A 24035-nucleotide genomic window follows, 5' to 3' on the forward strand; every position below is an offset into this window, starting at 1 on the left:
AACGCGCGGCCCGCGCAGGGAGGAAACATGAACGAGATGGCGACATCGGCGCACCCGTCCGCATACCACAGGGATATTTTCCTTCGTATTTCCAACCACCTCGCCCGCGTGACCGAGATCCAATCCGCCTTGTCTGCGGTGGCGCAGGAAGTGGCCACCGTGCTGCCGTTCACGCATTTCGATATTTGCATGATCGATGGGGAGGATTGGCTTGTCTCCTACGAGGTCGGTATCCAGACACGCTGGTCACGGCGCAGGGCCCGACTGATCAATTCGCCTGTGCGCGACGTTCTGACCGGAGAGCTGGACCATATGATCTGCTCCGACGCGATGCTTGATCCGCGCCAGATCTTTCCGAACAGCGCCAGCGAGCCGATCTTCAACCATAATCTGCGGTCGCGCGTGCATGTCGGCATGAAGGTGATGGGGCAATTGATCGGCACGCTGAACATCTCGCATAGTCAGGCGGACCGGTTCGACGAAGAAACCCTGCATTTCGCCCAGCATCTGGCCGATTTGCTCGCCCCCTATTTCCACGCCTTGCGCGCGATCGAGAAGGCCCAACGCGATGCGCAGGCCCGTTCAGAGATGCAATCGCGCGAAGAGGGCTTGCGGCAGGGCGCGTCCAGTCTGACACAGGCGCTGGAACAGGAACGTCAGCGCATCGGCATGGACCTGCACGACCAGACGCTTGCGGATCTGACCCGGTTGCTGCGCGTCGTGACAAACGAGGCGCAGGACATCGACCGGACCTATCTGGGCGACACGCTGACAACCTGCATCCACGATCTGCGGCGCATCATCGACGAGGCGGTGCCATCGCAGCTTGAACTGTTTGGGTTCAGCCATGCGGTGTCCACCCATCTGCAAAAGGCGGCGTCGGCCGATAGGGGGGGCGCAGAAACGCTGACCACCACGGTCGAGAACTGCACCAGCGTTGATATTGATGCGATGTGTTCGACGGTGCGCACCGCGATCTACAGGATCACGCAAGAGGCGATCAACAATGCCGTCAGCCATTCCGACGCCAGCAATATTGTCGTCACGATTGGCGATGACGCGGCGGGGGCGCTGACGATCAGCGTCCGCGATAACGGCCGTGGCTTTGCAAGGCGTCCCGACACGCGCCAGTCAGGCCTGATGCATATGGAAACACGCGCGCGCCTGATCCTCGCGGATTTGAAAATAACGGATCATGGCGGAACATCCGTGACGCTGACCGTGCCGCAATCCGCCCAGACCGGGGTTCCGATATGAAACTGTTGATTGTTGAGGATGACCAGTTTCACGCCAGTTTCATGGTCGAGACGGTCGGCGATATTCTTCCCGAAGTCAGCGAGATCACCCATGTCGCGGATGGTGGCAAGGGCGAGGAAGAGGCGAAGTCCGGCGACTATCCGGCGGTCATCCTTGATTTGCAGATGCCGGGCCGCAACGGGGTAGAAGCCGCACGGACAATCTGGGCCGCGCATCCCGAAACCCGCATCCTGTTCTGGTCAAACTACGCCGACGAGGCCTATCTGCGCGGCATCACCACCATTGTTCCCGAGACGAGCGCCTACGGATATGTCCTCAAGACGACATCGGCAAATCGGCTGGGGCTGGCCTTGCGGGCGGTGCTGATCGAAGGCCAGATCATGGTCGACCGCGAGATCAACCGCTATCATCAACGTGCAACCACCCCGCGCAGTACCCTGACCGAAAGCGAGTTCTCGGTTCTGGTCGATCTGGCACTGGGTCTGACGGACAAGCTGATTGCGGATCGTCGCGCGATGTCTTTGCGCTCTGTCCAGAACCGATTGTTGTCGCTTTATCAAAAGCTGGAAGTCGATGATGAAGGCGGGGCATTCAACAAGCGCACGCGGGCCGTCAACCGGGCACTGTTGACCCGGATGCTGAACGTCGAGACACTGATAGCAGCCGAACGCGAGCTTGGCCCGTGGTATGCCAAGAAGCTCGCCCGCAGTGAATGAGCGCCCAGATTGTCGTTCGACCAAGGCGCAAAGCAGGATTTCAAGTCATGACCTATGCGGACACACATCATCATCTCATCCTGCGCGATCGGCTGGGCTATGCCTGGACCAGCGGCATCGCGGAACTGGAGAGCCGGAATTTCACGCTTGATGACTATGCCGCCGATACCTCGGGCAGGGTCGCGCAGTCGTTTTTCATGGAAACCGGCGTCGATGATGCGGACTACAAGGAGGAGGCGCGTTTTATCGCCGGTCAGATAGATCAGGGCCGTTTCGCCGGGCAGATCGCGTCCTGCCGCCTTGCCGAACGTGATTTCGAAGCCTGGCTGGATGAATGCGGGGGTCTTGGGGTCCGGGCCTTTCGCCAGATTCTGCATGTTGTACCGGACACCGTTTCGGATGGTCCGATGTTTCGTGCGAACCTGGCGCTGATGGGGCGGCGCGACTATCCGTTCGAACTGTGCTTGCGTGCTGATCAGCTTCGGATCGGCGTTGAGTTGGCACAGGCAAATCCGTCGATGCGTTTCATCCTCAATCATTGCGGAAATCCGGACATTGCAAGTGGCGGGTTTGACGCTTGGGCCAACGCGCTTGCCCGGTTCAAAGGGCTAGAGACTGTGGCCATCAAATTGTCGGGCATCACCGCGAATGCACGTCAGGACCAACAGTCCGACGCAGTGATGTTCCCGTATATGCGCCGCGTGATCGACATCTTCGGCCCCGAACGCGTTGTCTGGGGAAGCGATTGGCCAGTCTGCAACACTGGTATGGGACTGCCAAGCTGGATTGCGACTTGCGACCGGTTTTTATCTGCCTATAGCCCTTCGGAAGCGGCAGATATCAGGATGAACAATGCGCTACGCCTTTACGGTGGGGCGCTTGCGAATTGAGCCTATTGGTTTCGACAATCACGAACCCACGAGTGGGAATTGCGGCGGGATGGCCGCTTGACCAGCCTCCAAAGCATCACAATGAAAGTCATTCAAAGTTTCCCGACAGGCACAACCCGCTTAGCATGACGTCCCAAAGGTCCAGAGGCAGGTAGCAACATGATTTTCGACTATATCATTGTCGGCGCGGGGTCGGCAGGTTGTCTGCTGGCCAACAGGTTGAGCGCGGATCGCAACAATCAGGTGCTGCTGCTTGAGGCGGGCAAGGCAGATACCTATCCGTGGATCCATATCCCGGTCGGGTATCTTTATTGTATCGGCAATCCGCGTGCGGACTGGATGTACAAGACAGAGCCGGAACCGGGGCTGAACGGGCGCAGTCTGCTTTATCCGCGCGGGAAAACCCTTGGCGGATGTTCGTCGATCAATGGCATGATCTACATGCGCGGTCAGGCGCGGGATTACGATAACTGGGCCGATCTGACCGGCGATGACGCATGGAACTGGGAACATTCTCTGCGCGATTTCATGGCCCATGAGGATCACTACAGGCTGGATGGCGGTGCCGATCCGCACACCGGCGACAACAGCCGATTTTCGGACATGCACGGCCATGGCGGCGAATGGCGCATCGAAAAGCAACGCTTGCGTTGGGATGTGTTGGACAGTTTCGCGGATGCGGCAGAGCAGACGGGCATTGCGCGGACCGATGATTTCAACAGCGGCGACAATGCGGGCGTCGGCTATTTCGACGTCAACCAGCGGTCCGGCTGGCGGTGGAACACATCGAAGGCGTTTCTGCGCCCGGCCAAGACGCGCCCCAATCTGACGGTCTGGACTTCGGCGCAGGTTGAGAAACTGACGTTCGAGAAAGGCGCAGATGGGCAGCCGAGCTGCACAGGTGCCGTGGTAAATAAGGACGGCACAGCGGTTTCGGTCAGCGCCGCCCGCGAGGTGGTGCTGTCAGCGGGCGCAGTGAATTCCCCTCAGATCCTGCAACTGTCGGGCGTCGGTCCGGCAGGGCTGTTGCGCTCGCACGGTATTGACGTGGTGCTGGACACGCCTTCGGTGGGCGCGAATTTGCAGGACCATTTACAGATCCGGGCGGTCTATAAGGTCAAGGGAACGAAGACGCTGAACGCACTCACAAGCACGCTGTTTGGCAAGGGGACAATTGCGCTTGAATATTTGTTCAGACGATCAGGCCCGATGAGCATGTCGCCCAGTCAGCTGGGGGCGTTTACCCGGTCGGACCCGGATCAGCCTTACCCGAATCTTGAATATCATGTGCAACCGTTAAGCCTTGAAGCCTTTGGCGAACCACTGCACGCCTTCCCGGCAGTGACAGTAAGCGTATGCAACCTGAACCCGACCAGCCGGGGAAAGGTCCAGATCCGGTCAGCGGATTTCCGTGACGCGCCAGTGATTTCGCCAAATTATCTGGACACGGAAGCAGACCGAAAGGTTGCCGCGCAAAGCCTGCGCCAGGTGCGTCAGATCATGTCGCAGCCGGCCATGGCCGCCTATCAGCCGGAAGAATTCAAACCGGGTATCCAATTTCAAAGTGACGACGATCTGACAAAGCTTGCAGGCGATATAGCGTCCACGATTTTTCATCCTGTGGGGACGGTAAAGATGGGGCGAAAGAACGACCCGTCAGCCGTTCTGGATCCGCATCTGCGCCTTAAAGGCGTAACAAATCTGCGTGTTGTCGATGCCAGTGTGATGCCGGAAATTACCAGCGGCAACACCAACTCACCCACGTTGATGATCGCCGAAAAAGCGGCTGGCTGGATACTTTCCGGGCGTTAGCGCATCCGGAAAGCCGCCGTGCAACTTGGTTGAGCGAGGGTAGGCGGGGCAATCAAATTATGATCACCCCGTCATGCGATATCAAAGCAGCGCCAATAATTTCTGCGCGGCCTCTTCCGAAGAGGCGGGGTTCTGGCCGGTCACAAGCTTGCCGTCGACGACGACAAACGACGCCCAGTCATCGCCCTTCTTGTACGTGCCACCATTGGCAGTCAGCATATCTTCCACCAGAAATGGAACGACGTCGGTCAGACCGACGGCTTCTTCCTCGGTATTTGTGAACCCTGTCACGGTCTTGCCGGATACCAGTGCTTTGCCATCCGCGCCTTTTACGTGCTTGAATACGCCGGGCGCATGGCACACCGCGCCGACCGGGCGGTCGCTTGCGACAAAGGTTTCGATCAGCGTCTTGCTGTCCGCGTCTTCGGCCAGATCCCATAGCGGCCCGTGACCGCCGGGATAGAAGATCGCGTCGAACCCGTCGGCAGAGACGCGCGACAGAACTTCGGTCGTCGCCAGATCTTGCTGCGCCGCCTCGTCAGCCTTGAAACGTTTGGTGGCGTCGGTCTGCGCTTCCTCGGTATCGCTGCCGGGGTCAAGTGGCGGCTGCCCGCCCTTGGGCGATGCGAGCGTGATCTCTGCGCCCGCATCCTTGAACACATAATAGGGGGCCGCGAATTCTTCGAGCCAGAACCCGGTCTTGTTTCCCGTGTCGCCCAATTTGTCGTGCGATGTCAGAACCATCAGAATTTTCATTGGTCATTGCCTTTTGGATTGTGTCAGTCGCTCAGCTTGACGACGCGCTTGCCGAAAGCCTCGCCCTTCAACAACCCAATGAACGCGCCGGGTGCCTGTTCCAAACCGGTGATGACTTCTTCGCGATATTTGATCTTGCCTGACTTCACCCAGTCGCCCATCTGTTTCGCAAACTCCGGATAATACGGTCCGAAATCGTCAAAAACGATGAAGCCGCGCACAGTCATCCGCTTGCGCAGGATGGTTCCCAGCAACTGGTTCAGGCGGTCCGGGCCATCGGGCAGAGAGGTGGCGTTGTATTGGCTGATCAGACCGCAGACCGGAATGCGTGCCAATGTATTCAGCAGCGGAAACACCGCATCAAAGACCGCGCCGCCGACATTTTCGAAATAGATGTCGATGCCGTCTGGCACAGCGGCTTTCAAAGCGTCCGGAAAACCCTCGGCCTTGTAGTCGATGCAGGCGTCAAACCCCAGTGTGTCGACAACATGCGCGCATTTCTCGGCCCCGCCGGCGATGCCGACAACGCGCAGCCCAAGGATCTTGCCGATCTGGCCGACCGTCGCACCCACCGGACCGCTGGCACCGGCAACGACAAGGGTTTCGCCCTTCTTGGGCTGCCCGATTTGGGTCAGCCCTGCCCAGGCGGTCAATCCCGGCATCCCCAGAACGCCAAGTGCCCAGGACGGGTTTTCGGGCGATTTGCCCATATTGATAACGCCTTTGCCGTCTGACAGAGCGTAGTCCTGCCATCCGCCAAAAGCGACAACCCAATCATCTTTTTCAAACCCGGTCACGTCCGAGCGTAGCACCTGCGCCACCGTGCCGCCGATCATCACCTCGCCGATTTCTACCGGGGCGGCGTAAGAGGGCGCATCGCTCATCCGTCCGCGCATATAGGGGTCAAGCGACAGATACTCGTTCCGAAGCAGCATCTGACCCTTGCCCGGTGTCGGAAGATCGACGGTTTCCAGACGCAATGTGTTTTCGTCAGGCTCGCCCTTGGGACGCTCTGCCAGAACGAATTTTCGGTTCTGGGTGCTCGTTTGTATCACGATTGTGTCCTTTCTTGCAGATATTAGAGCTGATCTGCCGTGTGAATGGCATTGCTGATCGCGTAGGCTCGCGGGCGGCAACGCTCAAGTCTGGTTTATGGAGTCTTATTTGTGGCGTTGGTCAACATGTAGCTATGCCTGCGACGCAGGAATGCAACGGGCGAAGGCCGCTTTCTGGCTGTATCGCTGGTATCCGCGGTTGGCGGCGTTGTCTGTCGAGATCGCTGCCTTGCCGGACCGTTTCAGCTGGTGTGTCGAATGACCGGAACGTATTTGTTCTGATCCGTGACCTCGAACATACCGCAATTCAGTTTCCTGATCTTGTCTTTCTCAAGCAGCTGAGCGAGACACTGCAACCGGTCTGTTCGACTGTAATCTGCGTGTCTTACCGTGCGGAGCCTGGACATGAGTTGACGTCGCGAAAATTGGGCGTGCCCCTCGACGAAAGTCAAATAGACGGTTGCAGCTTCCATCAAGTCCGGCAGACTGATGGCGTTCACCTCGCGGATGAACGCGACGAAAGTTGTGGTGCGGTCAATATGATCGGTCTTTTTCTGCCTTGGTTCAGATGCTGACGGGGCAGGCGTTCGGGTCCGATCATTGCGCGGCAGTGGTGTTCGGCATGGCGGTTTGATCTGTTGTTCGGCCTCCAGCACCAATTTGGCGTAGGGCTTAGACGGGTTGCAGAGGCTGGCAATGTCGTCGGGAGTCGTCGGTACACTGCGCGTTCGTACCTCCTTTGCCAAATCCTGCCGATAATGCTGTTCTTGTTCGTGCATGTCATTATTTGCAGTTCTGGAAATGCCAAGCCCGGCCTTGGTCGCTGCCACCGCAGCGCGAAGATGCTCAATGGCTTTGCGCCCATGCGGTCCGCGGGCCTTCCCCATTTCGTCATTGGTTTTACTGATTAGTCTGGACAGGTTCCCATGGGTGTCGTCGCCTACCTGCTGCTCGGTCAGAAATGCGCGCGCTTGCACGCCAGTTTCGGGAGGCTGCCCAGAGTCTGCGCGTGTCGGCGAAACGCTCGCCTCGGTGACCTCTTCAAGCTGCCCCCTGGCGACAACCCTTTCGAAATTGGCGCGCTTGATCTTGACCACGCGAGCGACGGCAACTGCGTCTGCTGAAGATTGATGGTTTGTTGGCGGCGATACCGCAGAGGGGGACAATACAGTGATACCGTTGCGCGTATAGGCGCGGACGCCTGAGCCGATTGTGCACCCGACAATCTTGGCAAGCACTTGTGGATCCGGTTGCTCCGGGTCTGGATCTAAAGAGCCGGAGCGCTGTTTGAGATATCGGTCTATCAGGCGGACGATGTCGGCAGGCCTGTCGAAACCTTCAATCCGGCAGGTGAATGCCCCATTGGAAACAGCAAGCGTGCTATCTTTCTCTGCCATGCGCATTTCACCTTTGTCGTCCGGTCAGAAGAATATCTGACACGCAATTGCGGCCTTGAGCGGCCCTAACCTGTGCCTTTAAATCAACGATTTAGCGGCTATATTGTGTTCTGTTTCCAAAAACGCCATTAAATGACATGAACAATAAGATATTACATAGTGCCGAACCAGTTACGCTGGTTGGTGGGGGTGACCACGACGAAATTGCTTTGAGCGAATGCCTCAGGCACGCGCCCAAAGTGGTAGCAGCAGATAGTGGCGCTGATGTGGCGCTAAGCTGTGACATTTTGCCCCATGCGGTGATTGGAGACTTCGATTCACTGTCAGATGCGGCGAAGGCTACGATTCCGCCGGAACGCCTGCACCATGTCAGCGAACAGGACAGCACGGATTTCGAAAAATGTCTGCGCAGTATCGAAGCGCCCGCCGTCCTGTGTGCCGGGTTTCTTGGGGCGCGGCTGGATCACCAGGTTGCGGTTCTGTCGGTGTTGGCGCGGTATGACGGGCGGTGTCTGTTGGTCGGGGCGGTGGATATCGTCTTTGCCGCGCCGCGACATATCGCGTTGGACCTGCCGTTGGGCAGCCGGTTTTCCCTGTTCCCGATGGGCGCTGTGACAGGCCGCAGCAGCGGGCTGCGATGGCCCATCGACGGCCTCGACTTTGCACCTGACGGGCGTATTGGCACGTCCAACGAAGTCACCGGACCCGTCGACCTGGAGACGGACGGTGCCGGTATGCTGGTTATTCTGCCGCGGAGCGGATTTGCGCAGGTCCTGGAGGCGTGGGGGGTAATCGGCTGAGGTTCCGTTCGCGCACGACGATATAGAGGCCGGCGGCCATGGTGAGCAGGATGCCGACGGATGCCAGGGCGTTGGGCAGATCGCTGAAGATCAGCCAGCCGATAAGCGTTGCGAAGGGAATCTCCAGATATTGCATTGGCGCAAGCGTGGCCGAAGGGGCGTAGCGCAGGGACCATGTCATCAGAAGATGCGCCAGCGTCCCCAGCAGACCGATTCCCAGAAGCAACGCCCATGTATTCATCGACGGGCTCACCCATGTGAAGGCAGAGCCGGAACTGCCACCGAACAACAACAGTGCGGGGGTAATCATTGCGACTGCCATGACACCGCTGACCGCTTGCAGCCCGATCGGATCAACCTCTTTGGCGATCTGTCGTGTGACCAACATGAAACAGGCAAAGTTCAGGGCCACGCCAAGTGGCAGCAAGGCGGGCCAACCGACCTCTTGAAAGCTGGGTTGGACGACAAGAAGCGTGCCGATGAAGCCCACGGCACAGGCAACCATCCGACGCCAGCCGATCTCTTCGTCCAGAACATAATGGCCGAGAATCATCATCAGGAAGGGCATCACAAACGCAATCGCCACCGCATCGGCGAGCGGCAGGTAAATCAATGCCGTGAACATCATTGCAATGCCGAACGCATGCAGGATGGTGCGCAGGAACGTCAGGCGCAACACGCGTCCACGCATACGCCAAGGTCGTCCGGTCATGGCGATCAATGGGATCAGCACCAGTGCCTGTACGCCGAAACGTACCAACAGAAGCTCCCCGATCGGGACCACGCCGCCAAGCAACTTGGCAACCGCATCGCCCATGGGGGCCACTACACAAAAACCGAGCATGAGCCCGATACCAAGCAGGGGTCTGTCCATCATCCAGCCAAGCTAAGCGGAGATGTTAAACTTGGCAATCTGATTTCATCTATTGCGTGTGGCGATTTCTTTATGCGTGTGCGTCACATTCTGTTCTGCCCCTACCAAAATGCAGGCAAGAGAGGTTCAAACTGCGGGGCCGCAACCTTAGCAATTGGGGACGTTCACGGCCAAACCCCCCAGCGAGGTTTCCTTGTACTTGTCGGCCATGTCCTGACCAGTCTGGCGCATTGTTTCGATACAGGCATCAAGCGGGACCAGATGCGTCCCGTCGCCCCGCATCGCCAGACTGGCCGCGGTGACGGCCTTGACGGCCCCCAGCCCGTTCCGCTCGATACATGGAACCTGAACAAGGCCCTTCACCGGGTCGCAGGTCATGCCAAGGTGATGCTCCAACGCGATCTCTGCGGCGTTCTCGATCTGCGCCGGCGTGCCGCCCATGACGGCGCATAACCCGGCCGCAGCCATGGCAGAGGCACTGCCGACCTCGGCCTGACATCCCGCTTCTGCACCAGAGATAGAGGCGTTATACTTGACCAGCCCGCCAATCGCAGCCGCAGTCAGCAGAAAGTCGGGGATCTTGGACGTCATGGCCCCCGGCACATGGTCCAGCCAATACCGAATCGTGGCCGGCACCACACCCGCAGCGCCGTTGGTGGGGGCGGTGACAACCTGGCCGCCAGCGGCGTTTTCCTCGTTCACGGCCATCGCATACATGCTCATCCAGTCGTTGATCGTGTGCGGAGCCGATTGGTTCATGCCGCGTTCGGCCTGAAGTGCGTCGTGGATGCCCCGCGCGCGTCTTCGGACGTTTAATCCGCCGGGCAGGATGCCGTCGTTCTCAAGGCCGCGGTCGATGCAGTCGTTCATCACCTGCCAGATGCGCTTGACCCCGTCATCCAACCCTTGGGCCGTGCCGCGTGACAACTCGTTGGCACGTTTCATCTGGGCGATGCTCAGGCCGCTATCGTCGGCCATGCGCAGCATCTCGGTTGCGGACTTGAACGGGTAGGGGATGGGATCGCCCCGATCGGTGTCCTGCCCTTCGGCCAGTTCGGCCTCTGTCAGAACAAAACCGCCGCCGACGGAATAATACGTCTCGCGCAGCAAGACGTCTCCTTGCGCATCAGTGGCCATCAGGATCATGCCATTGGCATGTCCGGGCAGGGCCGGGCCGAAATCAAATTTCAGATCATTGCGCGGATCGAACTGCATGGGCGGCAAGCCATCGGGTGCCACCTGTTTGGTGTCCCTGATCTGATCCATGGCGGCGTCTGCCGCATCGCGGTCATAGGTTTCGGGCGCAAAGCCCGCGAGGCCCAGAACGGTGGCGCGGTCCGTCGCGTGGCCGACCCCGGTATGTGCGAGCGATCCGTGCAGGCTGGCCCGCAACCCGTGCGCTTGAAAAGGCGAATTGCGCAACGTTTCAAGAAAGCGCCCGGCCGCGACCATCGGTCCCATCGTGTGGGACGAAGACGGGCCGATGCCCAGTTTGAACATCTCGAAGACAGAGAGGAACATGGCGAGTTTCCTTCGTTGCGGGCTAACCAGAGACCTAGCCCAGACACAAGACATAGAGGGCGCAGTTGTCGGCACAAACTGCGTTCAGATACCCATCCAGAACGAGGCCCACAGGAACAGCGCCCCGATTGCTATCGCGGTAAGGCCGACCAGACGGCGCGCATCAATATCCAGACTGCGCAGCGCTTCCAGCAGGGTCTCGATAAGCGAAGGGGCCAGCAACCAGGCCAGCCCCTCCACGATGAGAACGAGTCCGATCGCGAGGATCAGCGTCTCGATCAATTGGTTGCGGCAGGCGCATCCTCTGCGCCTTCCCCGGGATCGCCGGATTCAGGGGCATCTGCCTCTGGCTCGTCGGTAATCTGCGCGGGCAGATTGGGCGCACCCGGACTTTCTGGGGCCATCTGGCGCAGCTTCTCGACATCCATGTTGTCGACATTCACCGCACCCAGACCTTCCGCCCGGATTGCACCGAACATCGGGCTGAGCAGATCGCTGTCAGGCGAGATCACCAACGTGGAGTTCTGTTCCTGCATGGTCTCCTCGAACGCGGCGAGCGAACGATAGAAGGCGAAGAACTCTGTATTGTCGCCAAAGGCTTCGGCATAAACGCGGTTCCGTTCGGCATCGGCCTCACCTCGGGTAATGTCGGCGTCACGTTCGGCGTTCGACACGGTTTCAACCACGGTTCTGTCGGCTGTCGCGCGGACACGCTGCGCGGCTTCGTTACCACGAGCGATCTCGTCTGCGGCTTCGCGTTCACGCTCGGCGCGCATCCGTGCAAAGGTGGCCTCAAGGTTCTGCTGCGGGAGGTTGGTCTGCTTCAGCCGAACGTCGACAATCTCCAGCCCAAGGCTTTCGGCGCGGGTCCGGGCCGCAGTACGGATACGAACCGCCAGATCGCGGCGCTCGACCGACAGGATGGTGTCAGAGGTGACCTGATCGGCACCCAGAACTTCGCGGATCTGCGCGTTCAGGATGGCCGAAAGACGGTCTTCTGCGGTGCGGATACCACCCACGCCAACGGCCTGACGGAACTGCACCACATCGGAAATGCGGTAACGCGCGAAGGCATCGACGACCAGACGGCGGTCATCCGAGGGCGTCACCTCGATCGTGTCGGTGTCCAGAGACAGGATGCGGTCGTCATATTTCACGACCTCCTGAATCAGCGGCACCTTGAAGCCAAGGCCCGGCTCTTCGACAACCTGGCGGATCTGGCCAAATTGCAGAACCAGCGCCTTTTCGCGTTCATCGACGATGAACAGAGACATGAAAAGCCCGATCAGCACCACGGCGATGACGGGGACAAGCAAAGCGGATTTACGCATCAGTTCGACCCTCCTGAAGTGGTGCCAGCGCCGGATCGGCGCAATTCGTTCAGCGGCAGATAGGGCAACACGCCCTGACCGTCGCCGCCGCTGCTTTCGTCAAGGATGATCTTGTCGACCTTGCCAAGCGTGCGTTCGATGGTTTCAAGATAAAGCCGCCGCTGGGTGACCTCGGGTGCCTGATTGAACTCGCTTGCCACAGCGATGAAGCGGCTGGCTTCACCGATGGCCTGGTTGACCACGCTGGCGCGATAGCCTTCGGCCTCTTCCAGCTTTTGCGCGGCCTCACCGCGGGCTTCGGCCAGAACACGGTTGGCATAGGCGTCTGCTTGACGCTGCAACCGGTCGCGTTCCTGTTCGGCGGCCTGCACCTCGCGGAACGCGTCGATCACCTCGTTCGGCGGGTCGGCGCGGTCAAGGTTTACGCGCACCACGTTGATACCGCTTTCATAATCGTCAAGCGTCTGCTGGATGTTCTCCAACGCCGTATCGGCGATCAGGCCACGGTCACGGTTCAGGATTGGTGCCAGATTAGACGCCGCGATGATCTCGCGCATCGCCGCTTCGGATACGGCCTGAACAGTCAACTGAGGATCGCGGATGTTGAACAGCACTTTTGCCGGGTCGGAGATGTTCCAGACCACCTGAAACCCGATATCCACGATATTGGCGTCGGTGGTCAGCATCAGACCGTCGCCGCCGGTGCCGCGCCCGTCGCCGATATTCTCGGTCCGCTCCGACGTGACGTTGATGACTTCATAGGTCACAAGAGGCCAGGGCGCAAAGTTCAGACCGGAATTGCCGGTGGCAGAGTATTTGCCAAGGAACAGCTCGACCGACTGTTCTTCGGGCTTGACGGTGTAAAAGCTGGAGAACGCCCACAAACCGATTGCCGCGAGTGCGGCAATGCCGACGGTCCCTCGAGAGAACGCTGGCCCACCGCCACCACCAGAGCCGGTGCTGTTGCCACGACCACCCCTGCCGCCCATCAGGACACGCAGTTGTTCCTGACCTTTTTTGACCAGTTCGTCGATCTCAGGCAGCTGAGAGCCTTCGTCGCCGGGCCGTCGGCCTCCGCCGTTATTTCCGTTATCGGAACCGCGGTTTCCGCCGCCTTGTCCGCCGCCGCCCCACGGGCCGCCACTGTTGCCTGCCATCTGTGCCGTAACCTCCTCGATCATTGCGCCCGTTCTAACCGGTTACAGGGTAACTGTGAACGAATGCGTGAATTTCAAGCTGTGCGGACTGGTTGCCGCATTGTGACCATCTCTTCGGACATGGTGGGATGTACTGCCACGGTCCGGTCGAAATCTTCTTTGGTTGCTCCCATCTTGATGGCGATTCCCGCCATCTGGATCATCTCGCCCGCGCCCGGTGCCACGATGTGACAGCCCAGAACCTTGCGGGTTTTCTGGCTGACGACCAGCTTCATCAATACCCGATCAGAGCGGCCTGCAAAGGCCTGTTGCATGGGTTTGAAGCTGGTGCAGTAGATCTCGACCGGTTCCTGATCGCGGGCGTCCTCTTCGGACAGGCCAACGGTGCCAATCTCGGGCTGGGTGAAAATCGCGGTCGGGATCAACTCGTGATCGACCGGTGTGGGGTTGCCTTTGAATACGGTCTCGACGAAAGCCATGCCCTCGCGGATCGCGACCGGCGTCAGTTCTACCCGGCCCGTTACGTCGCCGATCGCATAGATCGACGGCACGGAGGTTTGCGAAAACTCGTCCACTTCAATCTCGCCACGACGGCCAAGTTTGACACCGACATCTTCCAGCCCCATATCGGTCGTGTTCGGCGCGCGCCCGGTGGCGAACATCACTTGGTCGAACACCCGTTCGGAACCATTGGTGCCTTTGACCCAGATGCCATCCTCGACCTGTTTCATCTCAAGCACGTTGGTGCCGAGATGCAGATCGACGCCGGATTGCATCATTTCTTCGGAGACCAGTCCGCGCGCCTCTTCGTCAAAGCCGCGCAGGATCTGTGCACCGCGATAATACTGCGTCGTCTGAACGCCAAGACCGTTCATGATGCCGGCGAACTCGCATGCCACATAACCGCCACCCAGAATCAGCAGACGTTTCGGCAACTTGTCGAGATGGAAGATCTCGTTTGAGGTGATCGCCAGTTCGGCACCGGGCAGGTCGGGTTTGACCGGCCAGCCGCCCAGGGCCAGCAGGATATGCTTGGCGGTCTTGCGTGTCCCATCGGCCAGTTCCACCGTATGTGGGTCGGCGATGCGGGCGCGCATATCAAACGTCTCGACGCCGGAATTGGCCAGCAGGTTGCGGTATACGCCTTCAAGCCGGTCAAGCTCTGCCTCCAGCTTGCCGCGGAACATCGGCCAGTCGAAACCGCCTGCCATCATCTTCCAGCCATAGGCCTGCGCGTCTTGGGCGGTATCACTGTATTCGCTGGCAAAAACCATCAGCTTCTTGGGTACGCAGCCCCGGATCACGCAGGTGCCGCCATAGCGGCTTTCTTCGGCCAGCCCCACTTTCGCACCGGCCTCTCCGGCTGCGACGCGCGCCGCGCGCACCCCGCCAGAGCCGCCGCCGATCACAAACAGGTCGTAGTCAAATTCCATCGGTCTTGCCTCAACTTCTTTGCTGGCAGGTCAGCCCGTCCTGCGCGTTCAGCCGTCCAGATCGCTGAACAGGTTTTCGTTCTTTTCAGTGCCCGGCCGGGCCTGTTTGGCCATCGTCGACGTAATGTCGCGCAGATCGACAGTCCCATCGCTGTGCCCGATCACCACCACGTCACAGACGTCGATGAACAGGCCATTTTCCACCACGCCGGGCAGTTGGTTCAAGGTCAGTGCCATTTGACGCGCATTGCCGATGCGGCCAAGATGCAGATCTAGGATGTGGTTGCCTTCGTCGGTCACATAAGGCGCATCGCCGTTCATCCGCAGGGTCACGTCGCGGCCCGATACATCCATTGACCCCAGCGCATCTTCGATCAGCGTCTTTGTCGTGCGCATACCGAAGGGGATGACCTCGACAGGCAGCGGAAACTTCCCCAGACTCGCGACTTCTTTGGCGGGATCGGTGATCACCACCATCTTGTCGCTTGCCGTCGCGACGATCTTTTCCTGCAACAATGCGCCGCCGCCGCCCTTGATGAGGTTGAAATCGCCGTCGAACTCATCGGCCCCGTCGATCGTGACGTCCAGCCATCCGGCCTCGTCGAGTGTAATGACCTCAATGCCGACTTCACGCGCCAGTTCTGCCGTGCGGGTCGATGTCGGGACGCCGCGGAATTTCAATCCGTCGTCGCGAACCCTTTCGCCCAGACACTTCACCAGCCACGCGGCGGTCGATCCGGTGCCAAGCCCGACACGCATGCCATCCTTGACGAAATCGGCGGCACGGCGGGCAGCGGCATTCTTGGCCCTGTCATTGGCGGACAATTCAGACGACATCGACGGCACTCCGTTGGTTGCTGGGGCGTTATAGGCAAGATGGGGCAGGGGTGCGAGGGGCCATTTGCCACAAATCGCCCCGGCACTGTCGGAAATGTGGCGGCTGGCACCGGACGGTCGACCCCGATGATCGAAATGTTACAATGCTCTTCGTATTGTCTGCATGCGTTGCAATGCCTGCAAAACGAACGCAGCTTTTCCAAGTCCCGGCAATGTAATGATGTTCTGGTCCATTCACGCAACCCCATTGATCGCAGCGCGCTCAAGGACTCTCACAACGCGTTGAACAGGGTTTGAATGGACAGACGGGCTGTTTGCGTTCCGCAATTCTGTGCCTACATTGACCTCATCAGATGGTCGTTCGCAGGAAATGACCATCCCACGTCACTGACAAGGAGAAGTCGAGTGCAACCACAGGCAATCGCAACCACGCAGATCTCCGGGTCCCGCCTCCGAATGATCTGGCTGTCCGGTCTGACCGTGATGCTGATCATGTCGCAGGCGATCGCCGCCGCGGCGCGCGGGGCCCCCGAAACTTTCGCCGATCTTGCCGAGCGTATCAGCCCGGCGGTCGTCAATATCACCACTTCGACGATGGTCGAGGGGCGTAGCGGCCCGCAGGGCATCGTCCCCGAAGGCTCCCCGTTCGAGGATTTTTTCCGTGAATTCCAGGATCGCAACGGTCAGGGCAACCGCCCACGCCGTTCATCCGCGTTGGGATCCGGTTTTGTGATTTCCGAGGATGGCTTTATCGTGACCAACAATCATGTGATTGATGGCGCTGACGAGGTAACGATTGAATTCTTCAATGGTGGGGAACTGCCCGCCACTGTCGTAGGCACAGATCCCAACACCGACATCGCGCTGCTGAAGGTCGACACGGACGAAGCGCTGCCATTTGTCAGTTTCGGCGATAGCGATGTCGCGCGGGTCGGCGATTGGGTCATGGCCATGGGCAATCCGCTGGGGCAGGGTTTTTCCGTTTCTGCCGGGATTGTCTCGGCGCGGAACCGGGCACTATCGGGAACCTATGACGACTATATCCAGACCGACGCTGCGATCAACCGCGGCAATTCCGGCGGACCGCTGTTCAATATGGATGGCGAAGTTGTCGGTGTGAATACGGCCATTCTGTCGCCCAATGGCGGCTCGATCGGGATCGGATTCTCGATGGCGTCCAATGTCGTCACCCGTGTGGTCGATCAACTGAAGGAATTTGGTGAAACCCGCCGTGGCTGGTTGGGCGTGCGCATTCAGGACGTGACCGACGATGTCGCCGAGGCGATGGGCCTTGAGACAACCGCGGGTGCACTGGTCACCGACGTTCCCGAAGGTCCAGCAATGGAAGCCGGCATCAAACAAGGTGACGTGATCGTCAGCTTCGATGGCCGCGAGGTCGAGGACACCCGTGGATTGGTCCGTCAGGTCGGCAACACCGAGGTCGGCAAGGCCGTGCGTGTCGTCGTGAACCGCGAAGGCACATCGGAAACGTTGAAGATCACGCTTGGACGCCGTGAAGAGGCACAGGGTGCGATCCCTGCGGCGCAGCCCGGTGCGGACACGCCCGAATCTCCTGCTGAGACGGAGGTTCTTGGCCTGACGCTTTCGGTGCTCAATGACGAGTTGCGCTCACAGCTTGATCTGGGAAGCAATGCCGAAGGTCTTGTGGTCAAGGACGTCGACGAGGTCAGTCAAGCCTATGAGAAGGGCCTGCGCGCTGGCGATCTGATTACCGAAGCGGGACAACGCAAGGTAAGCAGCATCTCCGATTTCGAGGGCCGGGTCGAAGAGGCTCGCGAGGCTGGGCGCAAATCACTCTTGCTGCTTGTGCGTCGCAACGGTGATCCACGCTTTGTGGCGCTGGGACTTGACGAAGACTGAGCCTGACGCAAAGCGTTACTGAACGGATGGAAAGGGGCGCTTCTTGGTGCCCTTTTCTATTGGGGAACCATGTTGCGCGCAGTTTGCACAAGGCGGAGCAGTTTGGTCGGTACGCCTGTGGGCGCATGGTTTCATGCGCGCTGCAAAACAATGGTTGACCGCTTGCGACGAATAGCCTTGATTTGTCCGCTTTGGGTTGACCGGAGATAGGCACGGCCGGGACGTCGGAGAACGGGCGTTGGACTGGCGGAGTTTATGGCCCTTATCACCTTGCACAGCGTCCGCTGCGGGGCGCAAAAGCCCATTTGGGGTGGTACGCGCGTGGTGGCTTGGCTAGGAAGGTCAAAATACTGAGAAACAAGGAGCCAGTGATGGCGAAGATCACCTATATCGAGCACAACGGAACACAGCATGTGGTCGATGTGGCCAATGGGCTGACTGTTATGGAAGGCGCGCGCGACAACAATATCCCCGGCATCGAGGCCGATTGCGGCGGGGCTTGCGCCTGCTCCACCTGTCACGTCTATGTCGATCCGGCCTGGGTCGAGAAATTGCCTGCCCGCGATGACATGGAAGAGGATATGCTGGATTTTGCATTCGAGCCTGATCCGGAACGGTCCCGGCTGACATGCCAACTCAAGGTCACGGATGAGCTGGACGGATTGGTCGTCCAGATGCCTGTAAAACAGATCTGAAGAACAAATTCGGGCGTTTTGTATGCGAAGCAAGGCGCGGCGTCTGCTGCTTCGCGCGTGGCTTGGTCCCGCTCGCCGCGCTCTGCATGCGTCGTGCCTGTGGAGAGCGGGATTGCCGCTATGGGTGTGGCACCAACCTATTTGATTTGCGCGCTATTTGGCACCGACGAACCGCTATGAGCGCGGCATTTCGTTCGATGCGGTGGGAGTGCGCGCGTCGGAGTGGTGCTTTCGGGGCGTGATGACCAGATTGCGGAGCGCCGGGATCTTTGGATGCATATGGTGGCTGTGCAATCCTCGACGATGTCATGCATTGTCGATGACGCGCAGTTCCGTCAGAGCGCCCGCCACCCGATGTCACGACGACAGAAACCGCCCGGCCAGCTGATGCCGTCGACCAGCGCATAAGCGCGGTCGCGGGCTTCGGACAGGCTGGCACCGCGCGCGGTGGCGTTCAGCACGCGTCCGCCATTGGCGGTGATGCGACCGTCCGTCAGTTTCGTGCCGGCATGGAACATCATATGAAAGCTGTCCTCGGGCAGGGTTTCAAGGCCAGAGATGACATCGCCCTTTTCATAGCTGCCGGGATAGCCTTGGGGTGCCATCACCACCGTCATCGCATGATCGTTTCCCCAGTTGACTTGCGCTTCGGCCAAGCGACCCTCGACTGCGGCATGGATGAGGTCCAGCACCTGAGCGCCAAGGCGCATCATCAGCACCTGACATTCCGGATCGCCGAAACGGACGTTATATTCCACCAGTCGCGGCGCGCCGTCCTTGATCATCAGGCCCGCGTAGAGAACGCCTTGAAATGGTGTGCCTCTGCGCACCATTTCCGCCATGGTCGGGCGGATGATCTCGGCCATGGCGCGTTCCGCGATTTCGTCGGTCAGGACCGGTGCGGGGGAATAGGCGCCCATGCCGCCGGTATTGGGGCCGGTGTCGCCTTCGCCGACGCGCTTATGGTCCTGCGCGGTGCCGATGGGCAGCACGTCCTCACCATCACAGAGCACGAAGAATGATGCCTCTTCGCCGGTCATGAATTCCTCGATCACCACCTCTGCACCCGCATCGCCGAAAGAGCCGCCGAACATGTCGTCAATGGCGGCTTCGGCCTCGGCCACGGTCTCGGCTATGATGACACCCTTGCCTGCGGCCAGCCCGTCCGCCTTGACCACGATAGGGGCACCCTGCGCCCGGACATGCGCCTTGGCGGCCTCTGCCTCGGTGAAATGGCCATAAGCGGCGGTGGGCGCGTTTGCGGCTGCGCATATCTCTTTGGTAAACGCCTTGGATGCCTCCAGCCGGGCCGCAGCGGCGGAGGGGCCGAATACCAGCAACCCGGCGTCGCGCAGACGGTCAGCGACGCCAGCAGCCAAGGGTGCCTCTGGCCCGATAATGACAAGCTCGATTGCTTCGGCTTCGGCGAAATTCACCACTGCGGCACGGTCTTCGATATCGAGCGTTGCGCAGGTGGCGATCTGGGCGATGCCTGCATTGCCCGGTGCCACGATCAGCTTGTCGCATTTGGGGTTCTGCATCACCGCCCATGCCAGCGCATGTTCGCGCCCGCCGCCGCCAAGAATGAGGATGTTCATTGCATCGCCTTTGCCCGTTGTCACGTTGCACGCCTTCTAGGGTGCCGCGTCAAAAGGCACAAGCGCGGCTAGGCCCCATGAACCATCAAGGCGACGACAAGCACCTCGGCATCCGTTTGGTAAAGCGCGATGTCCTCGCGCAGCCGGTTCAGAAGCTGCGGCCGCCTGTGGTAGGGGACGTCTGCCAATGCCATTACGGTGCTGATCCGGGGGCCGTTTCCTGCGGCGAACTCTTCGATAATCTGCGCGTGGTGGTGTTGCACATACCGTGCGAGCCGCGCCCGCCGGGCATTGTAGGCAGCGTTTTCCAGCCCCGTTGCAACCGCCTGACCCGGCAACGAAAGCGGGTTGGGCAGATGGCTGGTGCCGGAATTGCAACCGGCCAGCAGGCATAGCCCAAGGATCAGGAACGCACGAACCATACCGCCAGACTGCCAGTGTTCGCCTGATCTGCACAAGCCTGCTTGGCCTTGCTCGTCCGGGTGACTAGACTGCATTCAAACAGGCAGGAAATCAGCACTTTGTCCGATCTTTTCGACGATCCCGTTCCCGGCGAAAACTCCCCCGAATTCAGCGTGACGGAGCTTTCCGGCGCGATCAAACGCGTGATCGAGGGCGAATTTGGCCATGTCCGCATCCGTGGCGAAGTGGGGCGCGTGTCGACGCCGCGCTCGGGGCATGTCTATCTTGATCTCAAGGATGACCGCTCGGTGATTTCGGGGGTGATCTGGAAAGGTGTGGCAGGGCGTCTTGCCACCAAGCCGGAAGAGGGGATGGAGGTGATCGCCACGGGCCGCATCACCACATTCGGCGGGCAATCCAAATACCAGATCGTGATCGAAGACATCCGCCCCGCAGGCATGGGCGCGCTGATGGCGATGCTGGAAAAGCGCAAGGCCGCTTTGCAGGCCGAGGGCCTTTTCGATCCCGCGCGCAAGAAAAAGCTGCCCTACCTGCCCGAGATCATCGGCGTCGTGACCTCGCCCTCGGGGGCGGTGATCCGCGACATTCTGCACCGGCTGCGCGACCGCTTTCCCCGCAAGGTGCTGATCTGGCCGGTGGCCGTGCAGGGGGCGGCTTGTGCGCCGGAAGTAGCGAAGGCCATTCGCGGGTTCAACGCGATGACACCGGGGGGCGCACTGCCCCGGCCCGATCTGTTGATCGTGGCGCGCGGTGGCGGCTCGATCGAGGATCTTTGGGGGTTCAACGAAGAGGTCGTCGCCCGCGCTGCTGCGGAATCGGCGATTCCCTTGATCTCTGCCGTCGGACACGAGACCGACACCACCTTGATCGACTTTGTGTCGGATCTGCGCGCGCCGACGCCTACCGCCGCCGCCGAACATGCGGTTCCGGTGCGGATGGAATTGCTGTCATGGGTCGGGGACGCGCAGGCGCGGCTGAGCCATGCGCTGACCAGCCGGTTGGACCGCAATGGCCAACGGCTGCGCGACCTTGCCCGTGCCCTGCCGCGACCCGAAGCGCTGCTGGACAGCCCGCGCCAGAGGTTTGATGCGCAATCGGACCGCCTGCCTGCCGCGCTGATCCGCTCGGTCCAGGTGCGACGAGTGGCGCTTTCCGATGTCGCAGGCAGCCTGCGGCCATCACTGCTGCGCCGCGCCATCGAGGGGGAACGCCGCCGTCTTTCTGTGCTTGGTCCGCGTCTTGCGCCCGCCCTGTCGCGCAGCACGCTGAACCGACGCACCGGCTTAGAGGCGCTGTCCGCACGGCTGACTCCGCGTCCGATCCGCAGTGAAGTGGCGCAGCAGCATCGTGCATTGGCTGACCTGACGCGACGGCTGAGCGAGGCGCAGGCCCGCCGCGTCGATGAGGCGAAGGCGCGGCTGGATGGGCTTGACCGGGTGCGCGAAACTCTGGGACATCGCGCCACATTGGCGCGGGGCTATGCCATCGTGCGCGGGGATGACAAGGTGATTACCAGCACCGCAGCCGCCGCCGATGCGGCGGGTCTTGAGATCGAATTTTCCGACGGTCGTTTCAAAATCGGCGGGGCTGGCACCAAAACAAAACGGTCAAAGCCAAAGCCGCCCGAGCAAGGGTCTTTGTTCTAGTCGGGCACGGTCGGGACCGGGCAACTGCGCCTCTCGCGTGGCAGGCGCGCCGCACATTCATCCAGATGAGCGTCGCGCCGTATCGCTTGCCGTTCAGACCCCGACTTCGGGCCCCAGACACAGCATCGGATCATCATCCTGCTGTGCTTCGTAGAGCGTCGTGGCGTCGGGATCATTTTCGAAAATCGCCCTCAGGCCACCCGGCTCTTGGTAAAAGGTCCAGCACTGCGGGTCGGGCGTGTCATCGTAGACAAAGCAGATCTGGTCGGCCTCTTCATACCAGAAGCCATCCTTGCATTGCCCATCCAGAAACGACCATTGCACGCGACGGTTGCCCAGATAGCGCTCGACGCCGTATGCCTCGCCGGCATAGCCGAAATACAGTGTCTTGCCCTGCACATAGCTTTCGAATTCCGCGGCTGACATTGCGCTTTGCGACGCGGCGATGCCGGGGCAGACCGTCAGGGCCAGAACAAGGGAAAGCTGTATTCGTCTCATTCAGTCACCCTGCCAGATGTGGTCCGCCGGGGGAAGCCTGTCACGCTCACGAAGCAGTCAGACGGCAGCGCTCTGCCGGTTTTTCGCGTCCCACGCTGTGACCTGCGGGTCCATCACCCTGCGCCACAGCGGTGGCCAAAGCGCCAGCATCGCCATGACCGGCAATGACCGAGGCAGGATCGGCATGGATGCGGACCGCAAATCCAGCGCCGGATAGGGGGTGGCCGGGCGCTGATGATGATCGGAATGGCGCGTCGCATTCAGCACAAGAGCCGAAGAAAACCATTGCGGCGCGTTCCACGAATGTTGCGGTCCGACAGGTTCCGTTCGACCGTCGGCACGTTGATGGCGCCGAAGCCCGTAATGCTGCACATAGTCCGACAGAAGCAACTGCATCTGCGCATGGGCCGCCAGCCCGCACAGCACAAGGACGCCCGCGAAGCCTGCCAGCAGAAAGGCCACGATCATCACGACACCCGCCCCAGCAAGATAGACCGCGTAGGGGTGCAACAGCGCAGGCGAAGCCGCGCGCGCCCGAAGAGCCGTTTCCGCCCGCAATCCCGCGCGGAACGACCCAGCCCAGGCGCGCGCCGCAAAGCGGTAGAACCCTTCCCCGGCGCGGGCGCTGTTGGGGTCGGCATTCGTTCCGACATTCACATGATGCACCCTGACATGGGCAGATGCATGATGTCCGAACAGCAGTGACACATAGACCGAGACTCCAAGCCGCCGCAGCCAGCGGTTTGATCTGTGAATAAGTTCATGGGCATTGGCGTTGCTGACCTGTCCGAAGAACAGCCCCAGCCCGACAAAGGACGCCGCTGCGGGTGCACCCGCCAGATGTCCACGGCCTATTGTCCAGACCCCCGCCGCCAGAAGCACCAGATGCGCGACAGCCAGCGTCACGGCTAGTCCGTCGCCAGCCGGAAACTCCGGCCCCGGAGCGGGTGACGCGTCAAGCTTGATCAGACGGTCCATCACATAGGTGAAAACAGTCACAAAGCTTAGCGCCACCCATGGCCAAAGCCCGCCTTGCCAAAGCCCGATGGCCAGCAACGCGACAAGTGTCAGCGTGATCGAGGTGAAACGTGCCATCCTGTCCTGCCCTGCGCCGTTCACCACGCAACATATGCCGGTTTCAGCCCCAACGTGAAGCCAAACAGTAGCGCTGGCCGGATCTGCCGACGGCCCCGAGGGTATTGCGGATCATGGATCGTGCCGCGTCGCTGTCACGACCGTGCAGCTTTCGCTCTGCACCCGACGAAACGCGCAGGTCTGGCAAACTCTCCGGGATTGGCGATCCCTTGGGCTTTTCGGTGTGGCACTTGCGGCCTTCATGGCTGAATTGGAACTTCAGGCTGTACGCGCGCTCCGTCCATGCTGCTACTTTAGCTAAGTTTTTCAGGGCTTTTGAGCGAGATTTTCGACGCATTCAGGATCAGGAAAAAGCAAACGTAA

Annotated in this window: 22 protein-coding genes; 8 read left to right on the forward strand and 14 right to left on the reverse strand. The window is 60.2% G+C overall.

Going from position 1 to position 24035, the window contains the following annotated elements:
• Positions 1-27 precede the first annotated feature (27 nt).
• The 4 genes from ACN0WV_RS12930 to ACN0WV_RS12945 all read left to right on the forward strand — a co-directional run bounded on the left by ACN0WV_RS12930 (position 28) and on the right by ACN0WV_RS12945 (position 4675).
• Entirely contained in the window at positions 28-1257 is a 1230-nt protein-coding gene (locus ACN0WV_RS12930) for a GAF domain-containing sensor histidine kinase (protein ID WP_417606299.1), read from the forward strand.
• Positions 1254-1973 carry a response regulator gene (locus tag ACN0WV_RS12935; RefSeq protein WP_417606300.1) on the forward strand — a complete coding sequence of 240 codons (720 nt, stop codon included), beginning with the start codon at positions 1254-1256 and terminating at the stop codon, positions 1971-1973. Before ACN0WV_RS12930 ends, ACN0WV_RS12935 begins: the two co-directional genes overlap by 4 nt.
• 47 nt (positions 1974-2020) lie before the next feature.
• Positions 2021-2863: an amidohydrolase family protein gene (locus ACN0WV_RS12940; RefSeq protein ID WP_417606301.1), complete on the forward strand. Its 843-nt coding sequence runs from the start codon at positions 2021-2023 to the stop codon at positions 2861-2863.
• A 159-nt stretch (positions 2864-3022) separates the two neighbouring features.
• Positions 3023-4675 (forward strand): GMC family oxidoreductase, encoded by a 1653-nt coding sequence (locus ACN0WV_RS12945; RefSeq protein WP_417606303.1) that lies wholly within the window; start codon positions 3023-3025, stop codon positions 4673-4675.
• A gap of 81 nt (positions 4676-4756) precedes the next feature.
• On the opposite strand, the gene ACN0WV_RS12950 is transcribed toward ACN0WV_RS12945, so the two are convergent.
• The 3 genes from ACN0WV_RS12950 to ACN0WV_RS12960 all read right to left on the reverse strand — a co-directional run bounded on the left by ACN0WV_RS12950 (position 4757) and on the right by ACN0WV_RS12960 (position 7883).
• On the reverse strand, positions 4757-5431 hold the full coding sequence (locus tag ACN0WV_RS12950) for a type 1 glutamine amidotransferase domain-containing protein (protein ID WP_417606305.1): 675 nt from the start codon (positions 5429-5431) through the stop codon (positions 4757-4759).
• Between the two features lie 23 nt (positions 5432-5454).
• Entirely contained in the window at positions 5455-6486 is a 1032-nt protein-coding gene (locus ACN0WV_RS12955) for an NADP-dependent oxidoreductase (RefSeq protein WP_417606307.1), read from the reverse strand.
• A gap of 242 nt (positions 6487-6728) precedes the next feature.
• Positions 6729-7883, reverse strand: coding sequence for a hypothetical protein (locus tag ACN0WV_RS12960; protein ID WP_417606308.1), 1155 nt, complete (start codon positions 7881-7883; stop codon positions 6729-6731).
• 137 nt (positions 7884-8020) lie between these two features.
• Between ACN0WV_RS12960 and ACN0WV_RS12965 the strand changes: the two genes are divergently transcribed.
• Complete coding sequence (locus ACN0WV_RS12965) at positions 8021-8683, forward strand: thiamine diphosphokinase (RefSeq protein WP_417606309.1); 663 nt, start codon at positions 8021-8023, stop codon at positions 8681-8683.
• On the opposite strand, the gene ACN0WV_RS12970 is transcribed toward ACN0WV_RS12965, so the two are convergent.
• The 7 genes from ACN0WV_RS12970 to rpiA form a co-directional block, all read right to left on the reverse strand.
• Positions 8625-9560, reverse strand: coding sequence for a DMT family transporter (locus ACN0WV_RS12970; protein ID WP_417606311.1), 936 nt, complete (start codon positions 9558-9560; stop codon positions 8625-8627). The two genes, ACN0WV_RS12965 and ACN0WV_RS12970, sit on opposite strands and share 59 nt — an antisense overlap.
• Positions 9561-9704: 144 nt before the next feature.
• Positions 9705-11078 (reverse strand): L-serine ammonia-lyase, encoded by a 1374-nt coding sequence (locus ACN0WV_RS12975; RefSeq protein WP_084353983.1) that lies wholly within the window; start codon positions 11076-11078, stop codon positions 9705-9707.
• A gap of 84 nt (positions 11079-11162) precedes the next feature.
• On the reverse strand, positions 11163-11360 hold the full coding sequence (locus tag ACN0WV_RS12980) for a DUF2065 domain-containing protein (RefSeq protein ID WP_328588523.1): 198 nt from the start codon (positions 11358-11360) through the stop codon (positions 11163-11165).
• The gene (gene hflC, locus ACN0WV_RS12985; protein WP_084353984.1) at positions 11357-12409 is read right to left on the reverse strand and encodes a protease modulator HflC; all 1053 of its coding nucleotides are present in this window, start codon (positions 12407-12409) and stop codon (positions 11357-11359) included. Before hflC ends, ACN0WV_RS12980 begins: the two co-directional genes overlap by 4 nt.
• The gene (hflK, locus tag ACN0WV_RS12990; protein ID WP_417606364.1) at positions 12409-13566 is read right to left on the reverse strand and encodes an FtsH protease activity modulator HflK; all 1158 of its coding nucleotides are present in this window, start codon (positions 13564-13566) and stop codon (positions 12409-12411) included. The genes hflC and hflK overlap by 1 nt, the downstream gene beginning before the upstream one ends.
• A gap of 74 nt (positions 13567-13640) precedes the next feature.
• Positions 13641-14999, reverse strand: a complete 1359-nt coding sequence (gene gor, locus ACN0WV_RS12995) for a glutathione-disulfide reductase (RefSeq protein ID WP_417606313.1) — start codon at positions 14997-14999, stop codon at positions 13641-13643.
• 48 nt (positions 15000-15047) lie between these two features.
• Entirely contained in the window at positions 15048-15836 is a 789-nt protein-coding gene (gene rpiA, locus ACN0WV_RS13000) for a ribose-5-phosphate isomerase RpiA (RefSeq protein ID WP_417606315.1), read from the reverse strand.
• 456 nt (positions 15837-16292) lie between these two features.
• Between rpiA and ACN0WV_RS13005 the strand changes: the two genes are divergently transcribed.
• Both ACN0WV_RS13005 and ACN0WV_RS13010 read left to right on the forward strand, forming a co-directional pair.
• On the forward strand, positions 16293-17717 hold the full coding sequence (locus tag ACN0WV_RS13005; RefSeq protein WP_417606366.1) for a Do family serine endopeptidase: 1425 nt from the start codon (positions 16293-16295) through the stop codon (positions 17715-17717).
• Positions 17718-18088: 371 nt separating this feature from the next.
• On the forward strand, positions 18089-18412 hold the full coding sequence (locus ACN0WV_RS13010; protein WP_084353987.1) for a 2Fe-2S iron-sulfur cluster-binding protein: 324 nt from the start codon (positions 18089-18091) through the stop codon (positions 18410-18412).
• Between the two features lie 335 nt (positions 18413-18747).
• Here ACN0WV_RS13010 and purD read toward each other — a convergent pair whose 3' ends face one another.
• On the reverse strand, positions 18748-20010 hold the full coding sequence (gene purD / locus ACN0WV_RS13015) for a phosphoribosylamine--glycine ligase (RefSeq protein WP_417606317.1): 1263 nt from the start codon (positions 20008-20010) through the stop codon (positions 18748-18750).
• 68 nt (positions 20011-20078) lie between these two features.
• The gene (locus ACN0WV_RS13020; RefSeq protein ID WP_417606319.1) at positions 20079-20432 is read right to left on the reverse strand and encodes a hypothetical protein; all 354 of its coding nucleotides are present in this window, start codon (positions 20430-20432) and stop codon (positions 20079-20081) included.
• 99 nt (positions 20433-20531) lie between these two features.
• On the opposite strand from ACN0WV_RS13020, the gene xseA reads away from it, so the two are divergent.
• Entirely contained in the window at positions 20532-22079 is a 1548-nt protein-coding gene (xseA, locus tag ACN0WV_RS13025; protein ID WP_417606321.1) for an exodeoxyribonuclease VII large subunit, read from the forward strand.
• A 93-nt stretch (positions 22080-22172) separates the two neighbouring features.
• On the opposite strand, the gene ACN0WV_RS13030 is transcribed toward xseA, so the two are convergent.
• Both ACN0WV_RS13030 and ACN0WV_RS13035 read right to left on the reverse strand, forming a co-directional pair.
• A complete protein-coding gene (locus ACN0WV_RS13030; protein WP_417606323.1) occupies positions 22173-22577 on the reverse strand; it encodes a hypothetical protein in 405 nt (134 codons plus the stop codon).
• Positions 22578-22634: 57 nt separating this feature from the next.
• Entirely contained in the window at positions 22635-23672 is a 1038-nt protein-coding gene (locus ACN0WV_RS13035; protein ID WP_417606325.1) for an alkane 1-monooxygenase, read from the reverse strand.
• Positions 23673-24035 lie beyond the last annotated feature (363 nt).

The organism is Primorskyibacter flagellatus (assembly GCF_048268605.1).
Lineage (GTDB): Bacteria > Pseudomonadota > Alphaproteobacteria > Rhodobacterales > Rhodobacteraceae > Primorskyibacter > Primorskyibacter flagellatus.

What these genes read in the sequence shown, in the direction of transcription:
- ACN0WV_RS12960 (WP_417606308.1), bottom strand. Translation starts at nt 7,883, where the DNA reads ATGGCAGAGAAAGATAGCACGCTTGCTGTTTCCAATGGGGCATTCACC.
- ACN0WV_RS12950 (WP_417606305.1), bottom strand. Translation starts at nt 5,431, where the DNA reads ATGAAAATTCTGATGGTTCTGACATCGCACGACAAATTGGGCGACACG.
- ACN0WV_RS12970 (WP_417606311.1), bottom strand. Translation starts at nt 9,560, where the DNA reads ATGATGGACAGACCCCTGCTTGGTATCGGGCTCATGCTCGGTTTTTGT.
- ACN0WV_RS13030 (WP_417606323.1), bottom strand. Translation starts at nt 22,577, where the DNA reads ATGAGACGAATACAGCTTTCCCTTGTTCTGGCCCTGACGGTCTGCCCC.
- hflC (WP_084353984.1), bottom strand. Translation starts at nt 12,409, where the DNA reads ATGCGTAAATCCGCTTTGCTTGTCCCCGTCATCGCCGTGGTGCTGATC.
- ACN0WV_RS13010 (WP_084353987.1), top strand. Translation starts at nt 18,089, where the DNA reads ATGGCGAAGATCACCTATATCGAGCACAACGGAACACAGCATGTGGTC.
- hflK (WP_417606364.1), bottom strand. Translation starts at nt 13,566, where the DNA reads ATGGCAGGCAACAGTGGCGGCCCGTGGGGCGGCGGCGGACAAGGCGGC.
- ACN0WV_RS13020 (WP_417606319.1), bottom strand. Translation starts at nt 20,432, where the DNA reads ATGGTTCGTGCGTTCCTGATCCTTGGGCTATGCCTGCTGGCCGGTTGC.
- gor (WP_417606313.1), bottom strand. Translation starts at nt 14,999, where the DNA reads ATGGAATTTGACTACGACCTGTTTGTGATCGGCGGCGGCTCTGGCGGG.
- ACN0WV_RS12965 (WP_417606309.1), top strand. Translation starts at nt 8,021, where the DNA reads ATGAACAATAAGATATTACATAGTGCCGAACCAGTTACGCTGGTTGGT.
- rpiA (WP_417606315.1), bottom strand. Translation starts at nt 15,836, where the DNA reads ATGTCGTCTGAATTGTCCGCCAATGACAGGGCCAAGAATGCCGCTGCC.
- purD (WP_417606317.1), bottom strand. Translation starts at nt 20,010, where the DNA reads ATGAACATCCTCATTCTTGGCGGCGGCGGGCGCGAACATGCGCTGGCA.
- ACN0WV_RS12975 (WP_084353983.1), bottom strand. Translation starts at nt 11,078, where the DNA reads ATGTTCCTCTCTGTCTTCGAGATGTTCAAACTGGGCATCGGCCCGTCT.
- ACN0WV_RS12930 (WP_417606299.1), top strand. Translation starts at nt 28, where the DNA reads ATGAACGAGATGGCGACATCGGCGCACCCGTCCGCATACCACAGGGAT.
- ACN0WV_RS13005 (WP_417606366.1), top strand. Translation starts at nt 16,293, where the DNA reads ATGATCTGGCTGTCCGGTCTGACCGTGATGCTGATCATGTCGCAGGCG.
- ACN0WV_RS12940 (WP_417606301.1), top strand. Translation starts at nt 2,021, where the DNA reads ATGACCTATGCGGACACACATCATCATCTCATCCTGCGCGATCGGCTG.
- ACN0WV_RS12945 (WP_417606303.1), top strand. Translation starts at nt 3,023, where the DNA reads ATGATTTTCGACTATATCATTGTCGGCGCGGGGTCGGCAGGTTGTCTG.
- ACN0WV_RS13035 (WP_417606325.1), bottom strand. Translation starts at nt 23,672, where the DNA reads ATGGCACGTTTCACCTCGATCACGCTGACACTTGTCGCGTTGCTGGCC.
- ACN0WV_RS12935 (WP_417606300.1), top strand. Translation starts at nt 1,254, where the DNA reads ATGAAACTGTTGATTGTTGAGGATGACCAGTTTCACGCCAGTTTCATG.